22 protein-coding genes and 1 pseudogene are annotated in these 25,279 nt (G+C 71.0%); 14 read left to right on the forward strand and 9 right to left on the reverse strand.

Annotated features, from left to right (window positions below; genetic code table 11):
* Positions 1 to 192: 192 nt before the first annotated feature.
* The gene (locus tag ACYU7L_RS13145) at positions 193 to 1,650 is read left to right on the forward strand and encodes an amidohydrolase family protein (RefSeq protein WP_460797309.1); all 1,458 of its coding nucleotides are present in this window, start codon (positions 193 to 195) and stop codon (positions 1,648 to 1,650) included.
* Between the two features lie 20 nt (positions 1,651 to 1,670).
* On the opposite strand, the gene ACYU7L_RS13150 is transcribed toward ACYU7L_RS13145, so the two are convergent.
* Positions 1,671 to 2,489: an IclR family transcriptional regulator domain-containing protein gene (locus ACYU7L_RS13150; protein ID WP_460797312.1), complete on the reverse strand. Its 819-nt coding sequence runs from the start codon at positions 2,487 to 2,489 to the stop codon at positions 1,671 to 1,673.
* A gap of 104 nt (positions 2,490 to 2,593) precedes the next feature.
* Between ACYU7L_RS13150 and ACYU7L_RS13155 the strand changes: the two genes are divergently transcribed.
* Both ACYU7L_RS13155 and ACYU7L_RS13160 read left to right on the forward strand, forming a co-directional pair.
* The gene (locus ACYU7L_RS13155; protein ID WP_460797314.1) at positions 2,594 to 3,454 is read left to right on the forward strand and encodes a DODA-type extradiol aromatic ring-opening family dioxygenase; all 861 of its coding nucleotides are present in this window, start codon (positions 2,594 to 2,596) and stop codon (positions 3,452 to 3,454) included.
* Entirely contained in the window at positions 3,451 to 3,813 is a 363-nt protein-coding gene (locus ACYU7L_RS13160) for a hypothetical protein (RefSeq protein ID WP_460797316.1), read from the forward strand. The genes ACYU7L_RS13155 and ACYU7L_RS13160 overlap by 4 nt, the downstream gene beginning before the upstream one ends.
* A gap of 13 nt (positions 3,814 to 3,826) precedes the next feature.
* Here ACYU7L_RS13160 and ACYU7L_RS13165 read toward each other — a convergent pair whose 3' ends face one another.
* From ACYU7L_RS13165 to ACYU7L_RS13175, 3 genes are all read right to left on the reverse strand, one after another.
* Positions 3,827 to 4,666, reverse strand: a complete 840-nt coding sequence (locus tag ACYU7L_RS13165) for an LLM class flavin-dependent oxidoreductase (protein WP_460797318.1) — start codon at positions 4,664 to 4,666, stop codon at positions 3,827 to 3,829.
* Positions 4,663 to 6,834 carry an LLM class flavin-dependent oxidoreductase gene (locus ACYU7L_RS13170; protein WP_460797320.1) on the reverse strand — a complete coding sequence of 724 codons (2,172 nt, stop codon included), beginning with the start codon at positions 6,832 to 6,834 and terminating at the stop codon, positions 4,663 to 4,665. Before ACYU7L_RS13170 ends, ACYU7L_RS13165 begins: the two co-directional genes overlap by 4 nt.
* A 77-nt stretch (positions 6,835 to 6,911) precedes the next feature.
* Complete coding sequence (locus ACYU7L_RS13175) at positions 6,912 to 7,553, reverse strand: FMN-dependent NADH-azoreductase (RefSeq protein WP_460797322.1); 642 nt, start codon at positions 7,551 to 7,553, stop codon at positions 6,912 to 6,914.
* A gap of 97 nt (positions 7,554 to 7,650) precedes the next feature.
* Between ACYU7L_RS13175 and ACYU7L_RS13180 the strand changes: the two genes are divergently transcribed.
* Both ACYU7L_RS13180 and ACYU7L_RS13185 read left to right on the forward strand, forming a co-directional pair.
* Entirely contained in the window at positions 7,651 to 8,187 is a 537-nt protein-coding gene (locus tag ACYU7L_RS13180; protein WP_460797324.1) for a MarR family winged helix-turn-helix transcriptional regulator, read from the forward strand.
* Between the two features lie 58 nt (positions 8,188 to 8,245).
* Positions 8,246 to 8,662, forward strand: a complete 417-nt coding sequence (locus ACYU7L_RS13185) for a hypothetical protein (protein ID WP_460797326.1) — start codon at positions 8,246 to 8,248, stop codon at positions 8,660 to 8,662.
* A gap of 24 nt (positions 8,663 to 8,686) precedes the next feature.
* Here the strand turns inward: ACYU7L_RS13185 and ACYU7L_RS13190 are convergent, their stop codons facing one another.
* Positions 8,687 to 10,018 (reverse strand): ATP-dependent 6-phosphofructokinase, encoded by a 1,332-nt coding sequence (locus ACYU7L_RS13190; protein WP_460797328.1) that lies wholly within the window; start codon positions 10,016 to 10,018, stop codon positions 8,687 to 8,689.
* Positions 10,019 to 10,184: 166 nt separating this feature from the next.
* Here ACYU7L_RS13190 and ACYU7L_RS13195 point away from each other — a divergent pair.
* The 5 genes and pseudogenes from ACYU7L_RS13195 to ACYU7L_RS13215 all read left to right on the forward strand — a co-directional run.
* Positions 10,185 to 10,247, forward strand: a pseudogene (locus ACYU7L_RS13195) (zinc-ribbon domain-containing protein); the annotation flags it as partial.
* A gap of 117 nt (positions 10,248 to 10,364) precedes the next feature.
* The gene (locus tag ACYU7L_RS13200; protein WP_460797424.1) at positions 10,365 to 11,129 is read left to right on the forward strand and encodes a hypothetical protein; all 765 of its coding nucleotides are present in this window, start codon (positions 10,365 to 10,367) and stop codon (positions 11,127 to 11,129) included.
* A 45-nt stretch (positions 11,130 to 11,174) separates the two neighbouring features.
* A complete protein-coding gene (locus ACYU7L_RS13205; protein ID WP_460797330.1) occupies positions 11,175 to 12,587 on the forward strand; it encodes a 3' terminal RNA ribose 2'-O-methyltransferase Hen1 in 1,413 nt (470 codons plus the stop codon).
* Positions 12,584 to 15,142, forward strand: coding sequence for a polynucleotide kinase-phosphatase (locus ACYU7L_RS13210; protein ID WP_460797332.1), 2,559 nt, complete (start codon positions 12,584 to 12,586; stop codon positions 15,140 to 15,142). The genes ACYU7L_RS13205 and ACYU7L_RS13210 overlap by 4 nt, the downstream gene beginning before the upstream one ends.
* Before the next feature lie 119 nt (positions 15,143 to 15,261).
* Complete coding sequence (locus ACYU7L_RS13215; RefSeq protein WP_460797334.1) at positions 15,262 to 15,720, forward strand: tellurite resistance TerB family protein; 459 nt, start codon at positions 15,262 to 15,264, stop codon at positions 15,718 to 15,720.
* Between the two features lie 29 nt (positions 15,721 to 15,749).
* On the opposite strand, the gene ACYU7L_RS13220 is transcribed toward ACYU7L_RS13215, so the two are convergent.
* Positions 15,750 to 16,154: a BLUF domain-containing protein gene (locus ACYU7L_RS13220; protein WP_460797336.1), complete on the reverse strand. Its 405-nt coding sequence runs from the start codon at positions 16,152 to 16,154 to the stop codon at positions 15,750 to 15,752.
* 147 nt (positions 16,155 to 16,301) lie between these two features.
* Between ACYU7L_RS13220 and ACYU7L_RS13225 the strand changes: the two genes are divergently transcribed.
* Together ACYU7L_RS13225 and ACYU7L_RS13230 are read left to right on the forward strand one after the other, a co-directional pair.
* On the forward strand, positions 16,302 to 17,933 hold the full coding sequence (locus tag ACYU7L_RS13225) for an acyl-CoA synthetase (protein ID WP_460797338.1): 1,632 nt from the start codon (positions 16,302 to 16,304) through the stop codon (positions 17,931 to 17,933).
* 167 nt (positions 17,934 to 18,100) lie between these two features.
* Positions 18,101 to 19,591 (forward strand): HNH endonuclease, encoded by a 1,491-nt coding sequence (locus ACYU7L_RS13230; RefSeq protein WP_460797340.1) that lies wholly within the window; start codon positions 18,101 to 18,103, stop codon positions 19,589 to 19,591.
* A 124-nt stretch (positions 19,592 to 19,715) separates the two neighbouring features.
* Here ACYU7L_RS13230 and mraY read toward each other — a convergent pair whose 3' ends face one another.
* The gene (gene mraY / locus ACYU7L_RS13235; protein WP_460797342.1) at positions 19,716 to 20,801 is read right to left on the reverse strand and encodes a phospho-N-acetylmuramoyl-pentapeptide-transferase; all 1,086 of its coding nucleotides are present in this window, start codon (positions 20,799 to 20,801) and stop codon (positions 19,716 to 19,718) included.
* A gap of 129 nt (positions 20,802 to 20,930) precedes the next feature.
* Between mraY and ACYU7L_RS13240 the strand changes: the two genes are divergently transcribed.
* Complete coding sequence (locus ACYU7L_RS13240) at positions 20,931 to 21,317, forward strand: DUF6394 family protein (protein ID WP_460797344.1); 387 nt, start codon at positions 20,931 to 20,933, stop codon at positions 21,315 to 21,317.
* Between the two features lie 11 nt (positions 21,318 to 21,328).
* Positions 21,329 to 23,125 carry a potassium channel family protein gene (locus ACYU7L_RS13245; protein ID WP_460797346.1) on the forward strand — a complete coding sequence of 599 codons (1,797 nt, stop codon included), beginning with the start codon at positions 21,329 to 21,331 and terminating at the stop codon, positions 23,123 to 23,125.
* Here ACYU7L_RS13245 and ACYU7L_RS13250 read toward each other — a convergent pair.
* Both ACYU7L_RS13250 and ACYU7L_RS13255 read right to left on the reverse strand, forming a co-directional pair.
* Complete coding sequence (locus tag ACYU7L_RS13250) at positions 23,046 to 24,461, reverse strand: sensor histidine kinase (protein ID WP_460797348.1); 1,416 nt, start codon at positions 24,459 to 24,461, stop codon at positions 23,046 to 23,048. The two genes, ACYU7L_RS13245 and ACYU7L_RS13250, sit on opposite strands and share 80 nt — an antisense overlap.
* Positions 24,451 to 25,161, reverse strand: coding sequence for a response regulator transcription factor (locus ACYU7L_RS13255; RefSeq protein WP_460797350.1), 711 nt, complete (start codon positions 25,159 to 25,161; stop codon positions 24,451 to 24,453). The genes ACYU7L_RS13250 and ACYU7L_RS13255 overlap by 11 nt, the downstream gene beginning before the upstream one ends.
* Between the last annotated feature and the right edge of the window lie 118 nt (positions 25,162 to 25,279).

Here is a 25,279-nt window from a genome sequence, read left to right on the forward strand (position 1 = left end):
AACTGTCCGTGAACTGTCTCCGGCGACTGGTGGAGATGTCAAGAGGCGGGGCGAGAGATCACTCGGGAGTGCTGGTGGACCCCGGGCGAGGTGGGTCAAATCTGCTCGCGTGGGGCTTGACAGGTGATCCGGGTTACACCAATCTTGCGATTGCGGACGAGTGTCCGTTTCACGATCACGGAGGTGTCCGACATGACCCACAGCGCCGAGACCCGCGCCGTCACCGAGGCCCCCGCGGTCGTCTTCCGTGGCGGCACCGTCCTGCCGATGGACGATCGGCACTCCGTGCTGGAGAGCTGCGACGTGCTGGTGGTGGGGGAGCGCATCGAGGCCGTCGGGCCGCAGCTGGAGGTGCCGGAGGGCACTGCCGAGATCGACGCCACCGGCGGCATCGTGATGCCGGGCATGGTCGACACCCATCGTCACATGTGGCAGACGGCTCTGCGCGGCTACGGCGCCGACTGGACCCTCACGCAGTACTTCGTCTGGAACTACCTGGAGCACGGCAAGCACTTCCGCCCCCAGGACATCTACGCCGGCAACCTGCTGAGCGGCCTCGAGGCGCTCGAGGCCGGGGTGACCACCAGCGTCGACTGGTCGCACAACCTCCAGACCGTGGAGCACGCCGAGGCAGCCGTCGATGCGCTGGAGGAGGTGCCCGGGCGGTTCGTGTTCGCCTACGGCAACATCCAGGCCGGACCGTGGGAGTGGGCGACGTCGCCGGACTTCCGCTCGTTCGTCGAGCGTCGGATGAAGCGCACGGACATGCTGGGATTCCAGATGGCCTTCGACGTCACGGGCGACCCGGAGTTCCCGGAGAAGGCCGCCTTCGAGGTGGCCCGCGAGCTCGGGGCACCGGTCACCACCCACGCCGGTGTCTGGGGAGCGACCAACGACGACGGCGTCCGGCTGATGCACGAGCACGGCTTCATGACGCCCGAGACCGTCTACGTCCATGCCGCCACCCTGAGCGAGGACTCCTACCTGCGCATCGCGGCCACCGGAGGGCACGCCTCGGTGTCGGCGGAGAGCGAGGCGAGCTGCGGTCAGGGCTACCCGTCCAGCTGGGCCCTGCGCAAGTACGGCGTCCCCATCTCCCTGTCGGTGGACACCAGCGTGTGGTGGAGCGGCGACGCCTTCTCCGCGATGCGCTCGACCCTGTCAGCCGACCGCACCCGCGAGCACCACGAGGCGCACGCCAACAACGACACCGTCACCCACATCGGGCTGCGCGCCAGCGAGGTCGTGTCGTGGGCGACCCGCGGAGGCGCCCGGGCCCTCGGGCTGGACAGCGTCGTCGGCAGCCTGGAGGTGGGCAAGAAGGCCGACGTGGTGCTGATCAAGAACGACGCGTCGCCGGTGATGTTCCCGGTGCTCAACCCCTACGGCCACGTGGTGTTCCAGGCCCAGCGCGGCGACGTGCACACCGTCCTCGTCAACGGCCGCGTGGTGAAGCACGAGAACCGCCTGGTCGACGCGGACCTGGTCAAGGCCCGGGCGGTGGTCGAGGAGACGATCGAGCACCTGCGCAGCACGCTCGGGGACGACGAGTGGCGCGCGGGCATGAGCCCGGACATCCCGGAGTCGAAGGTGCTCGACAACCCCTACACCTACACCGACTACGCCGACTCCTCGACCCACCGCCGCTGATGTCGGGCCGCCCTCAGGCGTCAGGGCCGGTCGCGGTGCGCCGGCTCTCCTTCGCTCATCGGTCGCGACAGCCACAGGGCCCAGTCGGCGGAGATGTCGCTCGCCGCCTGGGTGAGCAGTGGGAGATAGGTGCCGGTCAGCGTCTCGACGCTGGTCTCGGCCGCGTGCACGGTGACGTTCATCGCGGCGCGCACCTGCCCCTCGCCGTCGCGCACGGGTACGGCGATCGAGCGGACGCCGCGCGCCAGCTGCTCGTCGGCCAGCGCCCAGCCCCGCGCGCGCACGTCGCGCAGCTCCGCCTCGAGCCCGGCTCGGTCGATCTCCGGCTGGGGAAGTCCCGAGCGGGTGGGCAGTGCGAGCACCCGCTCGCGCTCGTCCGTGGTCAGCGAGGCCAGCAGCACCTTGCCCTGGGACGTCAGCACGGCTGGGAAGAGGGTCCCGACGTCGACGCGCAGCGCGATGATCTTCGGCACGGCGGCGCGCGCGACGTACACGATGTCGGAGCCGTCCAGCTGCGACATCGAGGACGACTCGCCGGTGCGGCCCACCAGGGCCTCCAGGTGCGGCCGGGCCATCTCCCAGAGCCCGAGCGAGCTCGCGTAGGCCGCGCCCAGCCGCAGCACCTGCGGCGTGAGGGCATAGCTGCCGCTCCTGGAGCGGACGTAGCCGAGCTCCTCGAGCGTGAGCAGCAGGCGTCGCGCGGTGGGTCGGGCGAGGCCGGTCGCGCCCGCGACCTCGCTCAGCGTCAGCTCGCGCCGGGTGGCGTCGAAGCACGTGAGAATGTCCAGTCCGCGCGCCAGCGCCTCGACGAAGTCGGCGCCCTGTCCTCGTCCTGCCATGCGGCCATGCTCGCACAGCGGACGCTCAACCGACAGGCGGCCACGCCCATCAACCGCACACCGGACGGCTGTACGCAGCCTCCCCACGAGAAGGACCACTGACGATGGCGAAGCTGGTCGCGATCCTGGCCACCACCCACCACCCGTTCTACTACCGCACCAGCCAGCTGGCGCCGCAGGACGCTCCGCCGTTCGCGGCGGAGTGGATCAGCAAGGTCGCGTCCTACCGCGAGACGCTGACGCGGATGCGCCCCGACGTCCTGGTGATGGTGGGCTCGGACCACTTCCACCAGCTGTGGCTGGACAACATGCCGCAGTTCCTGGTCGGCAAGGCGCCGTTCTACGACGGCAACTGGGAGAACGAGCTCCGCGAGTTCGGGATGCCCAAGCTCCTCTTCAAGGGCCACGAGGAGCTGTCGGCCTACATGCTGCGCGAGGGGATCGACAAGGGCTTCGACCTGGCGTTCTCCAACGAGCTCCGCGTGGACCACTCGATCACGTGTCCGATCTTCACGGTGCGGCCCCAGAACGACCTGCCGATCGTGCCGATCTACACCAACATCTTCGCGCCGCCGCTGCCGCGTCCCGAGCGGTTCGTGAAGTTCGGCCAGACGATCCGGGAGCTGATCGACGCCTGGCCCAGCCACCTGCGCGTGGCCGTCATCGGCACCGGGCACCTGTCGCTCGAGCTCGGCGGGCCGCGCCAGTTCGGACCGCACGGACCCGACCCGGAGTTCGACGCCAAGGCTGTCGAGTGGATCGCGAACGGCGACATCGACGGGGCCCTGGCCAACGTGACGCTCGACAGCCTGCACGCGCCGGGGAACGCCACGCACGGGTTCATGGACTTCATGCTGATGATGGGCATCGCCGGCTACCAGCGCGCCGACTATGCGGACAACCTCGACCTCTTCCACACGATGGAGGCCTACTTCACCTGGTACCCGAACGGAGTGGACGCGTGAGCAAGTACCTCGTCAACAAGTTCCTGTTCACCATCGACCGGGATCGGGCTCTGACCGAGCGCTACCGCGAGGACCCGGCCGGCACCGTGGCCTGGTGGGAGGCGGAGGAGGCCAACCGGATCCTCAACTGCATCGAGGCGGAGAGGAGCACCTGGCTCTCCTTCACCGACCAGGAGCGCGACGCCCTGTCCCGCCACGACCACGTGACGCTCTTCGAGATCGGGGCGCACCCGTTCCTCACGCTGACGCTCTGGATCGCGATGTTCGAGCGCGACTTCGAGGAGCCGCTGGGGATGCAGCTGGACTACGCGGCCAAGCTCGCGCACTTCGAGCTGCCCTACCCGGACATCGCTACCTGAGCCGCGCCGGGGGTCAGGCGCGCGCCTGCTCGACCTCGCGTCGTACGGCGGGAGCCACCTCGGCGGCGAACAGCTCGGTGGTCGCGGTGTCGTCGGAGGCCAGGATGAAGCCGCTCGTGCCGTAGGTCAGGGCGGTGTCGGCGAGCTCCTCGACCCACTGGTCGGGCGGGCCCTGGAGGAAGCCTCGGCTCGTGGTGTCGAAGCGGCCGGCGATGTTGAGGAAGCGGCGCACGTCGCGGGGGGCGCGGCCCGCGGCCCGGACCCCCTCGTCGACGTGCTCGTTGAGCTCGGTGAGGTCGTCGACGCCGCCGGGCAGGTACTGCAGCGAGGGCAGCCAGCCGTCGGCGATGCGCCCGGTGGTGCGCAGGATGCGGGGCTTGTAGGCGCCGATCCAGATGCCCGGGCGGCGGGCGGCCGTGGGCGCGTCCTTCTCCCAGGTGCCGCGGATGGTCGTGACCGCCTCCTCGAGGGCGGTGATGGACTCGCCCGGGGTCAGCCGGCGCCCGCCCATCGCCTCGATGCCGTCCCAGAACGCGCCGGCGCCGAGGCCCAGCTCGATGCGGCCACCGGACAGGGCGTCCGCGGTGGCGACGCTGCGGGCCAGCATGGCGGGCGGTCGCAGCGGCAGGTTGGTGACGTTGGTGGTCAGATGGATCCGCTCGGTGCGAGCGGCCGCGTAGGCGATCAGCGTCCAGGTGTCGTGGAACTTAGCGATGTAGGGATGGTCCTGGAAGGTGACCAGGTCCAGACCCGCGCGGTCGGCCACGACGGCCTGCTCCACCGCCTGGTGGACGGGCCGGTTGGTCGGGGTGACGAAGGTGCCGAACAGGAGATCGTGTCCGTAGTCGCTCATGCGGGGCTCCCGGCGTGCGTGGCGGCGACGAGGTTGAAGTTGTCGCGGAACAGGTTCGTCGGGTCCAGCTCGCCCTTGAGGGCGCGCAGCCGAGCCAGCGTGGGCGGAGGGAACGCCTCGAGGAGCCGATCGGGGCTCGTGTCGGTCTCGAAGCTCAGATAGCTGCCGCTGAGGTGGGGGCGGAGCTGTGCCCACGACCGGTCGACGCGTTGGGCGTTGGCACCCATGGCGGTGATCGAGAAGCCGGCGTCGCGGTGGGCGAACGCCATGGCCTCCGGGGCGACGTCGCCGATGGCGCCGCCCATGCTGCGGATCTGGAACCAGTGGACCGCCCCGCTGCTCATCAGATGGGCGCTCGCGGCGGCGACGTCGGGGGTCAACGTGGTCACGAGACCGGAGCGGGAGATCGGCTCGCCGCGCCCCTGGTGCGGGGCGTCGGGGAACATGTTCATCACCGCGGCGTAGGGCGCCATCACCACCTGCTGCTGGACCAGCGGCGCGATCTGGGCGAACGGCTGCAGCTGCGCCACCACGACGTCCGGGTCGTCGGAGGCGACCATCGCCATCACCTGGGCGACACCGCTGCCTCCCATGATCAGGAACGGGGTGGTCTCCCGGGGTGCGGCGGCCACCGTGCGGCCGAAGTCGACGAGGAACCTGGCCGGGTCCGTGACCTGGAAGGCGAGCTGGGCCCAGCCCACGTCGCCAACCTCGTCGACCTCGAACTCGAAGGCGGTGGCGATGCCGAAGTTGGCCCCGGCGCCGCGCACGGCCCAGAACAGCTCCGGGTGCTCCTCCTCGGTGGCGCGCACCTGCGAGCCGTCCGCGAGCACCAGCTCGACCGCGCGCAGGTGGTCGATGGTGAGGCCGTGCAAGCGGCCGAGGAACCCGATGCCGCCGGCGGTGGCCAGGCCGCCGACCCCGACCCCGCCGTAGTCGCCCGAGCTCAGCGCCCAGCCCCGTGGTGCCAGCGCGGCGGCCACGTCCTTCCACCGCGCCCCAGGTCCGATGCGGACCAGTCGGCTGACCTCGTCGAGCACCTCGACGGTGTTGAGGGCGCCGACGTCGATGACGAGTCCACCGTCGTTGGTGGAGCGGCCGCTGATGCCGTGACCACCGCTGCGCACCCCGAGCGGGACGTGCCGGTGCCGGTGGGCGAACGCCACCGCCTCCGCGACCTCGTCGGGCGTGCGGGGGCGCAGCAGGAGGCCGGGACTGCCACCCCGCATGTACGTCGAGCGCGCGGCGCCGTAGCCGGGGTCGCCCGGCTCCACGGCCGTGTCGGCCAGCCTCTCCGGGACCGCGTCGTAGTCGATCCCGGGACGACGCCGGGCCCGGACGTCCGCGCGGCGCCGGGGGAGAGGGGAGAGGGAGCCGTCGGCAAGGGCCTGGGCGCCGGCTTCGCGCAGCTGCGGTGCCACGTCCCGGGCGAACCGCTCCAGGAGGTCGGCCGGTGAGGCGTCATCGATGCGGAGCACGAACGAGGTCACCCCGTGGCGGATCCAGGGGATCAGTCCGGGCGCGTCCGCGAGGGTGCCCGGCAGCGTGACGATGCGCTGGACCTCACGTGGGTCGCGACCTGCCTGGGTCGCGCTCTCGTCGAGCATGCGCAGTCGCGCGACCAGGTGATCGTCACCGCCGGCGTCCAGGCTGCGTGCCTCAAGTCGGCCCACCCAGCCATCTGCCGATCGGCCGGCGATCTCGAGGGCCACGGAGTCGTCGCCGCTCACCCACAGCGCGATGTCGTGGGCCGGCGCGGGACCCGGCTCGGCTCCGGAGACGCGGTGACGCTGGCCGTCGTGGCGGACCGGTGCCGAGGTGTCTCCCATGGCGCGCAGCACGGCCAGGGCGTCGACCAGCGCCGGCGCCGCGCCCGTCGTACCGGCCGCCAGCGCCAGGGTGACGCGACCGCCGCTCAGCAGGTCGAGCCCGTTCGCCGCCCGGGCCAGCACCGCCGGAGGACGGAGCGGGTCGAGCTGCGAGGCCACCAGCCCGACCCGCTCGGTGCGAGCGGCGATCCAGCTCAGCAGCGTCCAGGCATCCGGTGCGGCGCCCTCGGAGGTGTCCGGCCGGTCAGGTACGACGACCAGGTCGTAGCCCAGCTCCTCGGCGCGGACGGCGATCGCCGCCGCCGTGGCCGGGTCGCGCACGTCGAGCTGGACGCCCACACTGATGATCGGCCTGATGGGCGGCCCGTTGGTGGGTCGGACTGCTGGCTGCTGAGCCATGTGCGGTGCCGGTGTCGTCAGGCGGCGTGCTGGGCGGCGAGGGCCGTGCCGGCCTCGGCTGCCGCTTGGACGGCCTGCTCGTGCAGGGTCGCGGCCAGGTCTGTGAACTCGTCGAGGGCGGGGTTCACGCCCACGAGGGTGAACTCGCGCTCCACCACCGTCAGGTCGGCGCCCCAGATGTCGACAAGGATCTGGCGCAGGTAGTGGGTGTTGTGGTCCCAGCCGGCGCGAGGGGTGCCCGGTCCGTAGGCGCCACCCCGGGTGACGACGAGCACGGTCGGCGTGCCCTCGAGCAGCCGGGTGCCCTGCGGAGCGCCGGCGAGGGCGAGGTCGATCCATGTCTTGGCGTGCTGGGAGACCCCGAAGTTGTAGAGCGGCATCGCCAGGACGGCGCTCGTGGCCTGCTGGAGCTCGGTGGCGACCTCCGCGGCGAGTGCGAGCGCATCGCGCTGTGTCTCGGTGCGGTCGTCCTCGGGGGTGAAGCTGCCGCCGATCGCGGCGGCCCAGGCCTCCGCGGGGAGCGGGTCCTGTCCGAGGTGGCGCCGCACGACGGGGACGTCGGGGCGGGTGGCGGTGACCTGGTCGAGGACGAGGTCGGCGAGTGCGCTGCTGGCGGAGCGGTCACCCTGGATGCTGGCGTCGACGCGGAGGATGGACAAGGGATCTCCTGGAGTGAGGCGGGGTTCGAGTTGAATGTTCAAGTCGACGGTACGGCGTTCAACTTGAATGTTCAAGTCATCGGGTAGGCTGGTGTCCGTGACCGACCTGAGCCCCCGCCCCGACAGCACGTCGGACGTGCGCTGGCTCTCTGCGGAGCAGATGCGCGAGTGGCTCGCTCTCGTCGATCTGCTGGCCACGCTGCCGCCCGCGCTGGACGCGCAGCTCAAGCGCGATGCGGGAGTGAACGCATTCGAGTACCAGCTGCTGGCCCTGCTCTCGGAGGCTCCCGAGCGCACCCTGGGCCTGAGCGACCTGGCGGAGTCGGCCCAGGGGTCGCTGTCCCGGCTTTCCCACGCGATCACCCGGCTGGAGCGGGCGGGATGGGTGGAGCGGCGCACCTGCGTGGAGCGCCCCGGGCGCCGGGCGGAGGCCCGGCTGACCTCGGCGGGCCAGGCCAAGCTCGAGGAGGTCGCGCCAGGACACGTGCGCGAGGCGAGGCGCCTGGTCGTCGACGTGCTGACACCCGAGCAGCTCGCCGCGCTCGGGGACGCAGCACGCGCCATCACCGCCGTCACGACGGCACCTGCCACGGCTCGCGCGGTCGAGGCGTGCGGTCGCGCCGAGGACTGCTGAAGGGGCGGGTCCGTGTCGGGACCTTGTTCGCGCCGTCCCTCAGGGCGATGATCGAGAGGTGCACGCGGGCCTGTTGCTCCAGGCCGGTCTGGTCGCCGCCCTGTTGGTGATGCTGTGGGTGATTCCGAGCTGGGACACCTATCGCCGGCGTGCCCGAAGGCTGGCCGAGCGGGTCGGTCTCCTGTCGCCGGCGCCCCCGTCCCCACGAGGTCTCCCGGTCGAGCGGATTGCCGCCGACGCGCGCCGGATCCGGACCGCGATCGAGCACGCGCCGCCGGGCACGCCCGTCGCCCGCAGGCGCGGCTGGCTCGCGGCGTACGACGAGGTGCTGGTCGATGCTTGCCGGGCCCTCGGGCTCGAGGAGCACCTGGCGGCGCGCCGCGACGGGCCGCTTCGCGACTTCGAGCGCGAGCGCGTCGAGAGAATGCTCGTGGCGGCGGGTCTGCTGGCCGACCCTGGCGACCGCCTCAGCTGAACGGGCACTCAGCTGAACTGGCACTCAGCTGAATTGGGCCGGCTGTCCGGTGGTCTCCAGCACCGACATCCACAGGTCGCCCGCCGGGTCGACGTGGTTGCGGTGGCTGACCGCGAGTGGCATCGGGATGTGCACGAACCGCCGGCGACGGCGCCCGACGAGGACCTCGGTGCGGCCCGCCATCGCTGCGTGCACGCCGGCGTGAGCCAGCCGGAGGCAGTAGGCGCTGTCGAACGGGTTGGCCGGGACGCTGCGGATCGAGTAGCTCGGGTCGAAGTAGCGCACGTTGTGCTCCAGACCGTGGGCGTCGAAGTCCTCCACGATCTTGCGGCGCAGCATCCGGCCGATGTCGCCGAACCGGACGTTGCCCGAGGCGTCGGTGCCGGGCTCCTCGACCTCGAGGTGCTGCTGCCCCGCGCCCTCCGCCACCACCACGACCGCGTGACCCCGGGTCTCGACCCGGCGGCGCAGATGCGTCAGGAACCCCTCAGGCCCATCCAGGGTGAAGGGCACTTCGGGGATCAGCACATAGTCGGCGTCGTCCTTGGCCAGCGTGGCGTAGCAGGCGATGAAGCCGGAGTGCCGCCCCATGAGCTTGACCAGACCGATGCCACCCGGAGCCGAGCGAGCCTCGACACTGGCGTTCTGGATCGACTTCGTGGCCTCGGCCAGCGCCGTCTGGAAGCCGAAGCTCTGGTCGATGTGTGGGATGTCGTTGTCGATCGTCTTCGGGATGCCGACCACGGCGACCTTGAGACGGCGTTCGGTCACGACCCGGACGATCTCCATCGCCCCACGGATGGTGCCGTCGCCGCCGATCACGAAGAGGATGTTGATGTTGAGCCGCTCGAGGGCGTCCACCATCTCCTCGGGGTCCTGGCCTCCGCGGGAGCTACCCAGGATCGTGCCACCCTCGTCGTCGATCTGCTGGACGTTCGCAGGGGTCAGGTCGACCACGTCGTCCCCGTAGGAAGGGATCATCCCGCGGTAGCCGTTGCGGAACCCGACGATGCGGGTGACGCCGTAGTGCCGGGACAGGCCCAGCACCAGGCCACGGATCACGTCGTTGATCCCCGGGCACAGCCCGCCACAGGTCACGATGCCCACGCGGGTCTTGGCGGGGTCGAAGTAGATCTTCTTGCGGGGTCCGCCAGGCTCGAGGCTGGGCAGCTGCTCGATCGGCACGCCGCGCCCGCTGGCCAGCGCCACGGTGTCGTCGAAGAGGAGCCGGTCCTCCTCGACGACCGAGTGCTGGGTGGTCTCGCGCGACATCAGCGTCGATGCCAACGGAGAGTCGACGCGACACGCGCCGAGGGTGCGGACGACGAGGTCCTCCGCGGTGACCATGCCTGACATCCATGAGCCTTTCGATCGATCCAACCGGAGTGACGATAGCGGGGTCGAGCGGGCGCGAGTGACCCGCGACACCCGTTTTGGGACAGCGGGCTCACAGGGGAGGGGCGAACGTGCGTGGCGTAGCCTCGCTCTCGAACGCAAACCGGGAGACAGGCCCACCATGAACATGTGCCCGAGCTGCGGCGCCCCCCTGCCGGACAAGGTGAACTTCTGCGCCCACTGCGGGGCGCCCATCTCCAGCGCGGCGATCGAAGACACGTCGGTCCGGCCTCCGGTCGAGGCGCCCCCGACTGAGGGGTCGCCTCCCGCGCCCCCGCCACCGCTCCCGCCGCCGCGGCCGCTCTTCGTGGACGAGGTCGTCGCGCCGGACGAGCCTCCTACCCTCGCGTCCGAGCTCCTGGGTCCGGTCCCGTCGTACCCCGCAGCGTCGTACCCCGCAGCGTCGTACCCCGCAGCGCCGTACCCCGGACCGCCGTACGCGCCGGGGACGCCGCAGGGAAGCCCCGAGGGGCAACCCCGGCGCCGGCGCGGCCCGCTCGTCGCCGCGGGCGTGACGGTGGTGGTGGCGCTCGGCGTGGGTGCCGGCTTCGCCATCGCGCCGTTGACCGACGACGGCGGCGCGGACCCGCAGCCCGCTGCGATGACCGGCCCGTCGTCCGGCGCGACAGCGGCCGAGAGCCCGGCGGGCGGGGCCGCCTCGCTGGACGCCGGCGACGAGCCGTCGGCAACGGCCGGGCTGCCGCCGGTGGACCGGCTCAAGACTGGTCTGAAGTGCGTCGACCTCGAGGGGCGCGGCTACGACTTCGCAGCTGCCGACCGCTACTGGAACCTGCACGGCCAACCGGCTCTGATGGACGCCGACGTCAACGGCATCCCCTGCGAGACGAAATATCCCGAGGACGCCATCCGCGAGGTCTACGGCAGTCGCGTGGACACGGCGGAGACCGACGTCTCGAGGCTGCCATCCGGTCTCGGCTGCGCCACGCTCAAGCAGTTCGGCGTCGACTATCCCGCGGTGGAGGAGTACTGGACGCTCGAGGGGACGCCCAAGCGGCTCGACCGCAACGGTGACGGCAGTCCCTGCGACGAGGCCTATCCGGACCTGGCGTAGTCCGCTCACGGAAGTCCGTGGAGGGCGTGCCCCTTCCAGGGCAGGATGTCCCGCGTGTACCTGACCCTCACCTCGACCGCGGAGTCCGCGACCGACCTCGGCTACCTGCTGCACAAGCACCCGGAGCGGGCCCAGAGCATCGAGGTGTCGGCCGGCCGGGCCCATGTCTTCTATCCCGAGGCAGGCTCCGCGAGATGCATTGTGGCCGTGCTGCTGGAGATCGACCCCATCGCCCTGGTGCGCGGACGGCGGCGAGGGGCCGACTCCTTCAGCCTGGGGCAGTACGTCAACGACCGGCCCTATGCCGCGGCGTCGATGATGGCGGTGGCGCTGGGCAAGCTCTTCCGTACGGCGCTCGCGGGGCGCTGCGACGCCCGCCCGGACCTGGTGGGCCGCGCGAGCCCGCTCGAGGTGCGGGTCCCGGCGCTGCCGAGCGTCGGCGGCGAGCAGCTGGTGCGGGACCTGTTCGCGCCGCTCGGCTGGGACGTCACGGTCGAGGAGATCGCGCTGGACGACACCGTGCCGGCGTGGGGCACCTCGCCGTACGTCTCCCTCACGCTGCGCGCAGAGCAGACGCTCGCCACCCCGCTGTCCCACCTCTACGTCCTCCTGCCGGTGCTCGACTCGCGCAAGCACTACTGGGTGTCCGACGACGAGGTGGACAAGCTTCTGCGCGTCGGAGGCGCGTGGCTGGCCGACCACCCCCAGAGCGAGCTGATCACCCGCCGCTACCTGGCCCACCAGCGTGACCTGGTGGCCTCGGCGACCGCACGGCTGGCCGAGGTAGATGACGCCCCGGGTGAGCGCCTCGACGACGCGGTGGGCGACGACGAGGCGGTCGCCGCGCGGCCGCTGGCCGTCGCACGGAGACAGGCGGTGGCCGGGGTCCTGCGACGGATCGAGGTGCGCCGCGTGCTCGACCTCGGCTGTGGCGAGGGAGCCCTGCTACGCGAGCTGATCAAGGACGCGTCGTTCTCCGAGGTCGTCGGGACCGATGTGTCGCCGCGTGCCCTCGACCTGGCCGAGCGACGGATGCACCTCGACCGGATGCCCGACACCCAGCGCGCGCGGCTGCGGCTGCTGCAGTCGTCGCTGACCTATCGCGACGAGCGGCTCACGGGCTTCGACGCGGCGGTGCTGATGGAGGTCGTCGAGCACGTCGACCCCGAGCGGCTGCCGGCGCTCGAGGCAACCGTCTTCGGCTTCGCGCGGCCCGGGGCCGTCGTGGTCACCACGCCCAACCGCGAGTTCAACGCGCGCTACGACCTGGCGCCGGGGGAGATGCGCCACCGCGACCACCGCTTCGAGTGGGACCGGGCGGAGTTCGCCGCCTGGGCGGCTGAGGTGGCGCAGCGGCACGGCTACGCGGTGGAGCACCTGCCGGTGGGCGAGGAGGATCCCGAGCTCGGCCCGCCGACCCAGCTCGCGCTCTTCCGCCTATTGGGGAGCGCCGCATGAGCGGGCTGAGGGAGAACCGGCTGGGCATCCCCGAGCTGAGCCTGGTGCTGCTCGTCGGGGTCTCCGGCTCCGGCAAGTCGACGTTCGCAGCCCAGCACTTCGGGCCGTTCGAGGTGCTCTCCAGCGACTACTGCCGGGGGCTGGTCTCCGACGACGAGAACGATCAGGCCGCCACCAAGGACGCCTTCGAGGTCCTCCACTACATCGCCGGCAAGCGGCTCGCCGCGGGCCGGCTGACGGTCGTCGACGCCACCAACGTGCAGCGTGATGCGCGCCGCCAGCTCGTCCAGCTCGCGAAGGACCATGACGTGCTTCCGGTGGCGATCGTGCTCGACCTCCCCGAGAGCCTCTGCGTCGAGCGCAACCGCACGAGGCAGGACCGCGACTTCGGCGCGTCCGTCGTACGCCGCCAGCGCGACCAGCTGCGTCGCTCCCTGCGCGGCCTGGCCAAGGAGGGGTTCCGCAAGGTGCACGTCCTGAGCAGCGTCGAGGAGGTCGAGGCCGCGAGCGTCGTGCGCGAGCGGCTGCTCAACGACTTCCGCGACGTGCACGGGCCGTTCGACGTGATCGGGGACATCCACGGCTGCCGCTCGGAGCTCGAGAGCCTGCTCGGCGAGCTCGGCTACGCGATCGTCCGCGACGAGGCGGGGCGGCCGGTGGACGCGTCACACTCCGAGGGACGCGAGGCCGTCTTCGTCGGCGACCTGGTCGATCGCGGTCCTGACTCGCCCGGGGTGCTGCGGCTGGTGATGGGCATGGTGGAGGCCGGTCATGCCCGCTGCGTGCCCGGCAACCACGAGAACAAGCTGGTGCGGGCACTGCGCGGTCGCCAGGTCACCGTCAGCCACGGACTCGAGACCACGCTGGCCCAGCTGGCCGAGGAGCCGGAGGACTTCCGCAGGTCCGTCACCGAGTTCTGCGACGGGCTCGTGTCCCACCTGGTGCTCGACGAGGGGCGACTCGTGGTCGCGCACGCCGGGCTCAAGGAGGGCTACCACGGTCGGGCATCGGGTCGGGTGCGCAGCTTCGCGCTCTACGGCGACACCACCGGGGAGACCGACGAGTTCGGCCTGCCCGTGCGCTATCCGTGGGCGAACGACTACCGGGGCCGAGCCATGGTCCTCTACGGCCACACGCCCACTCCCGAGCCGGAGTGGGTCAACAACACGATGTGCCTCGACACCGGATGCGTCTTCGGCGGTCGGCTGACGGCCTTGCGCTACCCCGAGAAGCAGCTGGTCTCGGTCCCGGCCGAAAGGGTCTGGTACGAGCCGGCCAAGCCGTTCCTCACCGGCTCGGCGACCGAGCGTGCCCCTGAGCAGCTCGACCTCACCGACGTCCTCGGCAAGCGCGTCATCGACACCGCGCACCTGGGTCGGGTCACGGTGCGCGAGGACAGCGCGGCCGGCGCCTTGGAGGTGATGAGCCGCTTCGCGCTGCACCCGCGCTGGGTGCCCTACCTGCCACCGACGATGGCACCGGTGGCCACCTCGAGGCGTGTGGACCTGCTCGAGCACCCGGCCGAGGCCTTCGAGGCCTACGCGAGCCAGGGGACCACCGACCTCATCTGCGAGGAGAAGCACATGGGGTCGCGCGCGGTGGCGCTGGTGTGTCGCGACGCCGCGGCCGCCGCGGCGCGCTTCGGCGCCACGGCGGGGGAGAGCGGCGCGGTCTACACGCGCACCGGACGCTCCTTCTTCGAGCGCGACCTCACCGAGCGCCTGCTCGAGGGGCTGCGTGGGGCGGTCGGGGCCGCGGGACTCTGGGAGGAGCTCGGGACCGACTGGCTGCTGCTGGACGCCGAGCTGCTGCCCTGGTCGGCCAAGGCCGAGGAGCTGTTGCGTGAGCAGTACGCCGCCGTGGGCGCGGCTGCGGGGGCGATGCTGCCCGCCGCGGTGTCGGGGCTGCAGCAGGCCGCCGACCGGGGTATCGACGTGTCGGACCTGCTGGGGCGCACGCGCGCCCGGGAGGATGACGCCGAGAGGTTCACCGCTGCCTACCGCCGCTATGTGTGGCCGACGGACGGGCTCGACGGGGTCCGGCTGGCGCCGTTCCAGGTGCTCGCCGCTCAGGGGGCGACTTACCACGACCACGACCACGGCTGGCACCTCGCGGTGGCGGACCGGCTGGTGGAGGCGGCTCCCGCACTGGTGCGTACGACGCGACGCGTGCGTGTCGACGCCACCGATCCGGACTCGCTGGCGGCCGCGACCCGGTGGTGGGAGGACCTGACGGAGGCGGGCGGCGAGGGGATGGTGGTCAAGCCCTTCGCCAACCTGACCCGCACCCGAGGGGGACCCGCTCAGCCGGGCCTGAAGGTGCGTGGGCGGGAGTACCTGCGCCTGATCTACGGCCCCGACTACACAGCGCCGGAGCACCTCACCCGGCTCCGCGACCGGAACCTCGGACACAAGCGCTCGCTCGCGCTCCGGGAGTATGCGCTGGGCCTCGAGGCCCTGGAGCGGCATGCGCGCGACGAGCCGCTCTGGAGGGTGCACGAGGCCGTGTTCGCGGTCCTGGCACTGGAGTCGGAGCCGGTCGACCCACGGCTGTGAGAAGGGACCGGGAGCGTCCCGTGCGCGTGAGGAACGCCTGGGAAGTCCCCGTAGGGTCGAGCCCGTCAGCACCGGGTCGCGCTCGCGGCCACCCCCGACCACTGCAGAGGAATCGCTCCATGGCCTTCTGGGACCAGCTCAAGCAGCGCAGCAACGACATGAACGACCAGCTCCAGACGAAGGTCGGCCAGTTCAAGAACAAGGACTTCGCCAAGGCCTCCATGGCGATGTGCGCCTTGATCGCGGCGGCTGACGGCAACGTCGACCCGGCGGAGCGCTCCAAGGTCGTGGGGCTGATCTCGAGCAACGACGTCCTCAAGGTCTTCCCCGCCGCCGACCTGCGGGCCGACTTCGACAACTACTGCGACAAGCTGAACAACGACTACGACTTCGGCAAGCTCGAGGCGATCCAGGCGATCGGGAAGCTGAAGAAGAAGGAGGACCAGGCGCGGGCCGTCGTCCAGGTGGGCATCATCATCGGCGGCGCCGACGGCGTGTTCGACGAGAACGAGAAGCGTGCCGTGCGCGACGCGTGCCTGGCTGTCGGGATCGACCCCGTGGAGTTCGACCTCGGCTGAGGTGGCGGGCTCGCTCGGGCGAGCCCTGCTCAGCGCATGCTCTCCTTGAAGACCCTCAGCAGCCGCTCGGCGGGGCCGACGTTGGTGTCGCGGGGACCGGACTGCTGCAGGAAGGCCGTGAACCCCTCGGGCTGGTAGTCCCTGCGGACCTGCCGGTAGCCCATGGACCAGTCGGGGAAGGCGCGCTCGACGATCGGCTCCTCGAGCATCAGGATCAGGCCGCGGTGTCGGGGGTCCTGCCCGATGCGGTCGAAGGTCTCGCGAACCTCGGGCTCGGGGCCCTCCAGCGTCTGGATGATGTTGCCACCGCTGTAGAGCAGCATCCCCGACAGTCCGCGCGCGGCGTTGCGGGGGCGGATGCTCGTCAGCATGGCCTCCAGGTCTGCTTCGCCCATCAGCTCGGTGGCGGAGCTCAGGTAGGTCAGAGAGAGCATCAAGGCTCCTCCCGTGCTCGATCGGTGTGCCAAAGGTCCGTAGGACGTATCGGCAGGGCGATCCGCTTCTGGAGGGATCGCAGGGCGATGTGGCTCACGTTACAAGTGGCTCTGGTGCAGAACGAGAACGTGTTCTAGTCTTCCGGCGTGGCCCTCAACATCGCTGACCTCTTCGAACACGCCGTCGACGCCGCTGCCGATAAGCCCGCCGTGAAGGTGGGGGACCGGCTGGTGACCTATGCCGAGCTGGAGGCCGACGCCAACCGGCTCGCGCACTTCCTCGCCTCCCGTGGCGTCGGAGCCGGCGACCATGTGGGCGTCTATGCCAAGAACAGCATCGAGCACGTTGTCGCGGTGCTCGCGGTGACCAAGATCCGTGCGGTCAACGTCAATGTGAACTACCGCTACGTCGAGGGAGAGCTGGACTACCTCTTCGACAACGCGGACCTGGTCGCGCTCATCCACGAGCGCTCCTACGCCCCGCTCGTGAGCCGCTGCGTGCCCAAGCACGACAAGCTCCAGACGGTCGTCGTGATGCCCGACGTGATGGAGCCCGACAACGCGGCCGACGTCTCGTCGTACGACGGGGTGCTGTGGGCGGACGCCCTCGCGGGCCAGAGCGCGGAGCGCGACTTCGACGAGCGCAGCCCCGACGACATCCACATCATCTACACGGGTGGCACGACCGGGTTCCCCAAGGGCGTGATGTGGCGCCACGAGGACTTCTGGCGGGTGCTCGGTGGCGGCATCGACTTCATGTCCGGCACGCCGTTGGCGGAGTACGACCAGTCCGAGCAGGCCAAGCAGGACGGCCGGATGGTCACCTTCCCGCTCAGCCCGCTCATGCACGGCGGAGCGCAGGCCGGTCTGCTGATGCACCTGTTCGCCGGGCACCTGACGATCCTCGAGCCGAAGTTCGACCCCATGCGCACCTGGGAGATCATCGAGCGCGAGGGCGTCCAGCTGATCTTCATGACCGGCGACGCGATGGCCCGTCCGCTGATCGAGGCCTACGAGGCCGGCAGCTATGACTGTCCCAACCTGCTGGCGATCTCCAGCTCCGCCGCCATCTTCAGCCGCTCGGTCAAGGAGCGCTGGATGGCCGCCTTCCCCAACAGCTTCTTCACCGACTCCATCGGCGCCTCCGAGACCGGCTTCCAGGGCACGGGTCTGCAGGAGAAGGACAACATCCGTAGCGACGGACCGCTCGTCTCGTTGGGCCCCTCGACCGTCGTCCTCGACGAGGACAACAGGGTCATCGACCCTGCGACCAACATCGGCAAGGTCGGTCGTCTCGGCCGAATGGGCCACGTGCCCGTCGGCTACTACAAGGACCCGGTGAAGTCGGCCCAGACGTTCCTCGAGATCGACGGAGCGCGCTGCTCCGTCCCGGGCGACTTCGCCCGCATCGAGCCCGACAACAAGGTCGTGCTCCTCGGTCGCGGCTCCAACTGCGTCAACACCGGCGGCGAGAAGGTCTACCCCGAAGAAGTCGAGACCGCGCTGATGGCCCACCCGAGCGTGTACGACGTGCTCGTGGTCGGCGTCCCGGACGAGAAGTACGGCCAGGCCGTGGCCGCAGTGGTCCAGCCGCGCGAGGGGCACACCGTCGAGCTCGACGAGCTCCGCACCTTCCTGCGCACCTCGCTCTCCGGCTACAAGCTGCCGCGGGTCCTCGCCGTCGTGGACAAGATCCCGCGCAGCGCCGCCGGCAAGGCGCAGTACCCCCGCGCCAAGGAGATGGCCACCGCCGTGCTTTCCAGCACAGCCAGCGTCTGACCCCAGGTCCTCGCTGGCCGAGCAGCCTGCGCAGCCCCGCTCGTTGGTCGAGCAGGTTGCGCAGCAACCGACGTCGAGACCCACCCGCGAATAAAGTTCTCCACAGATGGCGCGTCGCGCCGCTTCTGGGCGGGGGCAATGTCGGCGCCCCCTGCTTGACTATTTCCATGCCCCAGACAGCCGCCCCCGACACCGCCGCCGCGGTGCTGGAGGCTGCCCGGCTCTCGCGTGCAGGGGCTGATGCGGCCGAGGTGAGGCAACTGCGGTCGGCCGTCGACTGGGCGGCGATGCATTCGGCCGACTCCCTCACCGACGCCGCACTCGCCCACGACGGGTACGGCGACCACGGCCTCCCTATCGCCGGCCCCGGTGCCCCGTTGGTGGCGGAGTTCGCGATCACCGAGTTCGCCCTCGCCGTCGGACTCTCCACCGACGCCGGTGGCCGCTACATCGGCCAAGCCGTCGAGCTCAGGTATCGCCTCCCCAAGGTGTGGAAGCGGGTCTGCTCCGGGGATCTCGTGGCGTGGAAGGCGCGCCGCATCGCCGACGCCACGATGAGCCTCGTGCCCGAGGGCGCGGCGTTCGTGGACCGTCACGTCGCGTCGGTCGCGCACAAGATCAGCATCGCGGCCCTGGACCGGCTGATCGAGGAGGCCCGGGTCCAGTTCCAGCCCGAGGACGCCGAGCAACGCCGCCGCAACGCGGCCGACGGCCGCTGTTTCGATGTGGACACCGACCAGGTCTCCTACGACGGCACCATGGCTATCCGCGGCGAGCTGGATATCGCCGATGCGATGGACCTCGACGCCGCAGTGGCAGCGGGTGCGGAGGCACAGCGTGCCCTGGGCTCGGAGGAGCCCCTCGATGTCCGCCGAGCGAAGGCGGTCGCGGACCTCGCCCGCCGCCAGTTGGCGTTCGACCTCAACACCACCAGTGATGACCCTGGCGCCACCGACGATGTCGCCGCACCGGCTCAGCGCGGTGGATCCGACTCACCCCTTGCTCCCGATCAACCGCGCTCATCCACCCCGGCCCCTGACGGCCCGGCCCCTACGCGCGGGACAGCGCGTCGTCCGCGGCAGGTGGTGCTCTACGTCCACCTCTCCCACGACGCACTACGCGCCCGGGGCCTCGACAACAGTGTCGACGCTGATGGCGACGGGGGCCGGGACGGTGTGCGCCTCGCACGGGTGGAGAACACCCGTTCCTTCGTCTCGGTCGATCAGGTCCGCGACTGGTGCGCCAGCCCTGATGCCCAGGTCGTCGTGAAGCCGGTCATCGATCTCGAGGACCACGTCCACGTCAACGCCTACGAGCTCCCCGACCGGCTCGTCGAACGCGTCGGGTTGATCAACCACACGTGCGTGTTCCCGTGGTGCACCCGGCCCGCCCGCAAGCTCAAGCCTGACGGGCACCGGGCGGACTGCGACCACGTCCGAGAGCACTCCGCCGGCGGAAGCACGTGTTCGTGCAATCTGGCTCCGTTGTGTCGGCGGCATCACCGTCACAAGACGCATTCGCCGTGGTCCTACACCGTCATCGACCCGGGCACGTTCTTGTGGACGAGCCCTCAGGGTTATCAGTACCTGCGTGACCACACCGGCACCCTTGACGTCACCCGCGACCGGGCCCGCGCCGTACCACCGCCCGACGAATAGCTGCACCGCCCCGCACCCCGCCGTAGGCACCACGCGGTGGGGCCAGCGGCATGTCTGGCCACCGGCTCGAACAGGCTGTGAATCACGAGTGCTGGCGCCGAGACGCGGCAGCCACGGTGGTGGCTCAGGGCAGCCACGCCGCATAGAAGATTCCCAGCCCAGCCGCGACGAAGAGGCCGGCGACGATCCAGAAGCGGATCACCACGGTGACCTCGTCCCAGCCCAGATGCTCGAAGTGATGGTGGATGGGGGCGATGCGGAAGACGCGACGCCCCGTGCCGGTGAGTCGCTTGGTCACCTTGAAGTAGCTCATCTGCACGAGCACCGACATCGTCTCGAGCACGAAGAGTCCGGCGATGACGGCCATGAGGAGCTCGGTGCGGGACATGATCGCCAGCCCGGCCAGGGCACCCCCGATGGCGAGGGAGCCGACATCGCCCATGATGATGCGGGCGGGCTTGGCGTTCCACCAGAGGAAGCCGACGCAGGCGGCGGTGATGGCAGCGGCGAAGACCGCCAGGTCGAGCGGGTCGCGCACCTGGTAGCACTGTGACTCCACCACGTTGGGGCGCGTGGAGTCGCACAGCTGGTTGTTCTGCCAGACGTTCACGATCATGTAGGCGCCGAAGATCAATGCCGAGGCCCCCGCGAGCAGCCCGTCGGCGCCGTCGGTAAGGTTGGCGCCGTTGGACGTCGCGGTGACGATGAACCAGATGATCAGCAGGACCACGACCAGAGGGAGCTTGATCCCCCAGTCCTGGGTCGTAGAGAGGTGCTGCGACGCCGGTCTGACACCACGCTCGTCGGCGAAGAACTGCGTGGCCAGGACACCGAAGGCGAGCGCCACGAGCGTCTGTCCCGCCATCTTTGCTCGACTGCTCAGTCCCTGGTTGTGCTGGGTGTAGACCTTGATGAAGTCGTCGAGGAATCCCACCGCTCCACAGCCGAGGAACAGCAGCATGAGGAGCCAGGCGCTGGCGCTCGGGGACCCGCGCGTCACGACCGTCGCGGTGAGGTACGCCGCGGTGGCGGCCAGCAGGATCACGAGACCGCCCATCGTCGGCGTGCCCCGCTTCACGTGATGGGTCGTGGGTCCGTCGTCTCGAATCGGCTGGCCGAAGCCGTGTCGGGTGAACCATCTGATGGCGAGCAGGGTCCCCAGGAGCGACAGGATCGCTGCCAGGGCGCCGCTCAGGAGTATCGCCCGCATGCAGGCCACCCTCTCAGGCGCTCGCGCGCTGGCGGCTGCGCGCCACGCGGTGCGACAACTCCTCGACCAGCGTTGAAGTCGACGGCCTTGCCGCTACGATGCCGGAAGTCCGCGATCGGGGGAGGTGCCATGAATCTGGAGAACGTCGTCTTCGGCTTCTTCGTCCTCCTGGCGGCGACCCTCAACTTCGGGTTCTTCATCGGGGACATCGGTGACCCCGCGGTGCACAACGTCTATGAGCTCTTCGCCGCTGTCGTGGTGAACCTCATCGCGACGGTGCTGAAGTTCGGCGACCGAACCCAGATCGGGGCGGTGCACCTGGCGACCAGCCTGGTGGCGAGCCTCCAGCTGATCGCGGCGGCCGTGGTCTGGTCCTACGCCAACAACGTCCACGAGGCCGGGCTGTCCGTCGAGATGACCTCCGCGGTGGTCTCGCTGTCCGCGGGGGCGCTCTTCGCCAACGTCGTGTCGGTGGTCCTCCTGGTCGTCGAGACCGTCTCGTTCCAGCGTCGCTGAGGCGTCGCGCCATGGGGAGTCGGCTGCCACGCTCGTTGTCCTGGCTGGTGGGCGGACGCTCCCGACGTGAGCACGTGGAGGCGGCCGAGCCGCAGATCCCCGACCTCGTGATCGAGCGCGGTACGGCGGGGATCCTGCTCGTCCTGCGTCGGATGCGTGCACCGCTGATCGTCCTGATCGTGATCTTCGCCGTCAGCGTCCTCGGCCTCTCGCTGATCCCGGGCACCGACGGTGAGGGCGAGTCCCATCGACTGACCCTCTTCGACGCGTTCTACTTCATGAGCTACACCGCCACCACGATCGGCTTCGGGGAGCTGCCACACCCCTTCACGCCCGCTCAGCGGATGTGGGTCATCGTCTCGATCTTCATGTCGGTCATCGGCTGGGCCTATGCCATCGGCTCGATGCTGACGCTGGTGCGCGACCGCGCGTTCCGGCGTGCGATCGCCCGCCGGCTCTTCGAGCGGAAGGTGCGCCACCTCGGCTCGCCGTACGTGCTGCTGATCGGGTACGGCGAGATGGGCCGGCGCATCGCCCGCTCGGTCGACGACATGGGCCGCCGCTTCGTCGTGATCGAGCGGGACGAGGACCGGGCGGCGTCCATCGACCTGGACGCCTATCAGGCCGACGTCCCGGTCCTGGTGGGGGACGCCCGCGAGACCGACAACCTGATCCTGGCCGGCCTGGGCAGCGCCGACTGCGAGGCGGTGCTCGCCCTGAGCGAGCGCGACGACGTCAACCTGGACGTCGCCATGACCACGGCGCTGATCCGCCCGGGGTTGCCGGTGATCGCCCAGGCCAGCACGCTGGAGATCGCGGACCGGATGCGGGCCTTCGGCGCGCCCGAGGTCGTCAACCCGCTGGAGCGCTTCGGCAACCACCTGCGGATCCTGCAGCGCTCCCCGGCCGCCTATCAGCTGATGATGTGGCTGACCAGCGCCCCGGGCACCCCGATCCCGAAGCGCCGCCCGCCGCTGCCGCGCGGTCGCTGGGTGGTCTGCGGCTTCGACACGTTCGGTCGCGAGATCACCGCCGACCTGCACCGGGAGGGCCTGGAGGTCACCGTGGTGGAGGGGGAGCACGTCGAAGGTGGAGCAGACCGCTTCGCCCCGGAGGACCTGGAGGCCGCCGACCTGCCGAACGCCGTGGCCTTCGTCGCCGCGACGCACAACGACATGACCAACCTGTGGCTGATGGAGGTCGCGCGGCAGGCCAACCCGGACATGGTCCTCGTCGCGCGTCACAACGAGCCCGGCAACGCAGCCCTGTTCGAGGCGCTGGGCCTCGACTACGCGATGGTCCGCGCCGAGGTCGTGGCCCACGAGGTGCTCGCGAGGCTCGCCAACCCTTCGTTGATGCGCTTCCTTCCGCGCGTCCCCCACCTCGGCGAGGCCTGGGCCGCGGAGATGGTCGACCGCCTCGTCGAGCGCTGCGGGGAGGCGTCGCCGCACATCTGGCGGCTCGCGCTCACGGCTGAGGAGGCCCCGGCCCTGGCGCCGTGGCTCCAGACGGGCCGGCTGCGGTTGGGTGACCTCGTCCGCTCCCCGCACGGGCGTGACCGCCCCGTGGACGCCGTCGTCCTCGCCCTGCTGCGCGACGACACCGTGACGCCGGCGCCGGCCGACGCCGAGATCCTGCGACCGGGGGACCGGCTTCTCGTCGCGGGCCGGCTGGGTGCGCGGCACGCCCTCCTGACGACCCTCGTGCAGGAGACCACCGCCGCCTATGTCATCGACGATCGGGTGATTCCTGCGAGCTGGCTGTGGCGCCGGCTCGCCCGGACGGCGGGACCGCCCCAGGGAGGGTGATCACGAACCTCGTCCCCGTCACACCGTCCGAGTCGACGTCGACGTGGCCGTGCATGGCCTCCACCAGGCTGCGCACCACGGCGAGGCCGAGCCCCGAGCCCGGACGTCCCGCCTGACGCGAGCCGCGCCAGAACCGGTCGAAGATGCGCGGGAGGTCGGCCTTCGCGATGCCGGGACCGGTGTCGGCCACCAGCAACGCCGGGGACTCGCCGCCGGTGACCCGCACCGTGACCCGGTCGCCGGGACGGCAGTGGCGCACGCAGTTCTCCAGCAGGTTGCCGAGCACCTGGTGCAGCCGCTCGGAGTCGCCGCACACGGTGACGGGGGAGTCGGGCAGGGCGAGGTCCACCGCCAGGTCCGCTCCCCGCAGCTGGGCCGCCCGGGCGTGGACCTCGTCGCGGGCGAGGGCAGCCAGGTCCACCGCGTCGCGGCGTACGGCGCGCACCGCGCCCTCGGCGGCGAAGAGCGTGTCGAGGTCGCCGACGATCCGGGCGACGCGGAGCGACTGGTCGTGCAGACCGGCGAGCGTGGCGGGGTCGGCGGGGGCCAGGCCGTCGCGCAGCTCCTCGAGGCCAGCCTGGAGCGCGGCCAGCGGCGTGCGCAGCTCGTGGGCCACGTCGGCCGCCATCCGGGCACGCGACGCCTCGGCGCGTCGTACGGCGTCGACGGCATCGTCGAAGGCCTCCGCGAGCACGGCCAGCTCGCCGACCCCGCGCTCGCGCACCACCGTGTCCCGCTCACCGGCGGCGAACGCGCGCGCGGCGTCGGTCAGCGCGCTCACGGGCCGGCTCAGCTGGCGCGTGACGAACCAGGCCGCCAGCAGGGCCAGCAGCAGCGCGATCACCCCGGCGAGCAGGATCCACGTCCACGCCAGCGGACGGCCGCTGCCGTCGGTGGCCCGGCCGAAGCCGAGGAGCGCCGTGCCCACCACGGAGCCGTCCGCGGTGACCTCCACGCTCACCCGGTCGGCGCCCATCGGCATCCCGGACATCGCACCGTGGTGCCCCTGTCCCCGGGCGGGCCACACCTGGCTGCCCGCGGCGTCACGGACCAGGAGCACAGCGCCCCCGCCCTCGGCGACCGTGTCCGCCCGGGACAGGTCGGCCTCCCCCCACCCCCCGGCCTCCACGTAGGCATCCGCGGCCGCCTCGGCGACACGATCCGCCACGCCCTCACGCTGGGAGTCGCTTTGGGAGGCCAGGCCCCGGTCGGTGCCGACGAGCCCCGCGGCGGTCATCAGGGCGACGGTGGCCAGGACGACGACGGCGAAGGCCAGCAGGAAGCGGCGCCCGAGCGGGCCCAGGGCCTCGCGCCCGCCGGGGGCGTCAGCGGTCATGGTCGAGCCCCAGCCGGTAGCCGACCCCGGTCACGGTCTCGACGAGGATGCTGCCGTCGGCACCGAGCTTGTGGCGCAGGTTCTTCACGTGCGAGTCGATGCTGCGCTCGTAGCCGGAGAACTCGTAGCCACGGACCCGGTTCACGAGCTCGTAGCGGGAGAAGGGCCGTCCCGGCACCGAGGCCAGCGACGTCAGGATGCCCCACTCGGTGGGGGTCAGGCCGAGCGTGTGCCCGTCGAGGAGTGCCTGGTGACGATCCTCGTCGAGCACCAGCCGTCCCCCGCCGTACGACCTGACGCCGGGGGACCCACCCTCGGGGGCCCCGCCCTCGGAGGATCCGGCGCGGCTGAGCACCGCGCGGACGCGGAGCACCACCTCGGTGGGGCTGAACGGCTTGGTCACGTAGTCGTCCGCCCCGAGGCTGAGCCCGGCGATCCGATCATCGAGGGTGGAGCGCGCGGTGAGCACGATCACCGGCGTACGGCGATCGCCGTCGCGCGCGGCGCGCAGCACATCGGTGCCGTCGACGTCGGGGAGGCCGAGGTCGAGCAGCACCAGGTCGGCGCTGCCCTGGCCCACCAGCCGGATCGCCTCGGCGCCGGACTCCGTGCTCAGCACGACGTACCCAGCCCGCTCGAGGTAGCGACGCAGCAGATCGCGGATCTCCCGAGCGTCCTCCACGACCAGGACGGTGCTCATGGCCTCATCGTCGCACCCATCGCGGCACTGTGACGTGTGGTCGGCGCACCTCCACATGTTCTCCACACGGGACTCACCGCATCTGCACAGCGTCGGGCGAGTGTGGAGGCAATGAGGC

This window comes from Nocardioides pacificus, assembly GCF_054775955.1.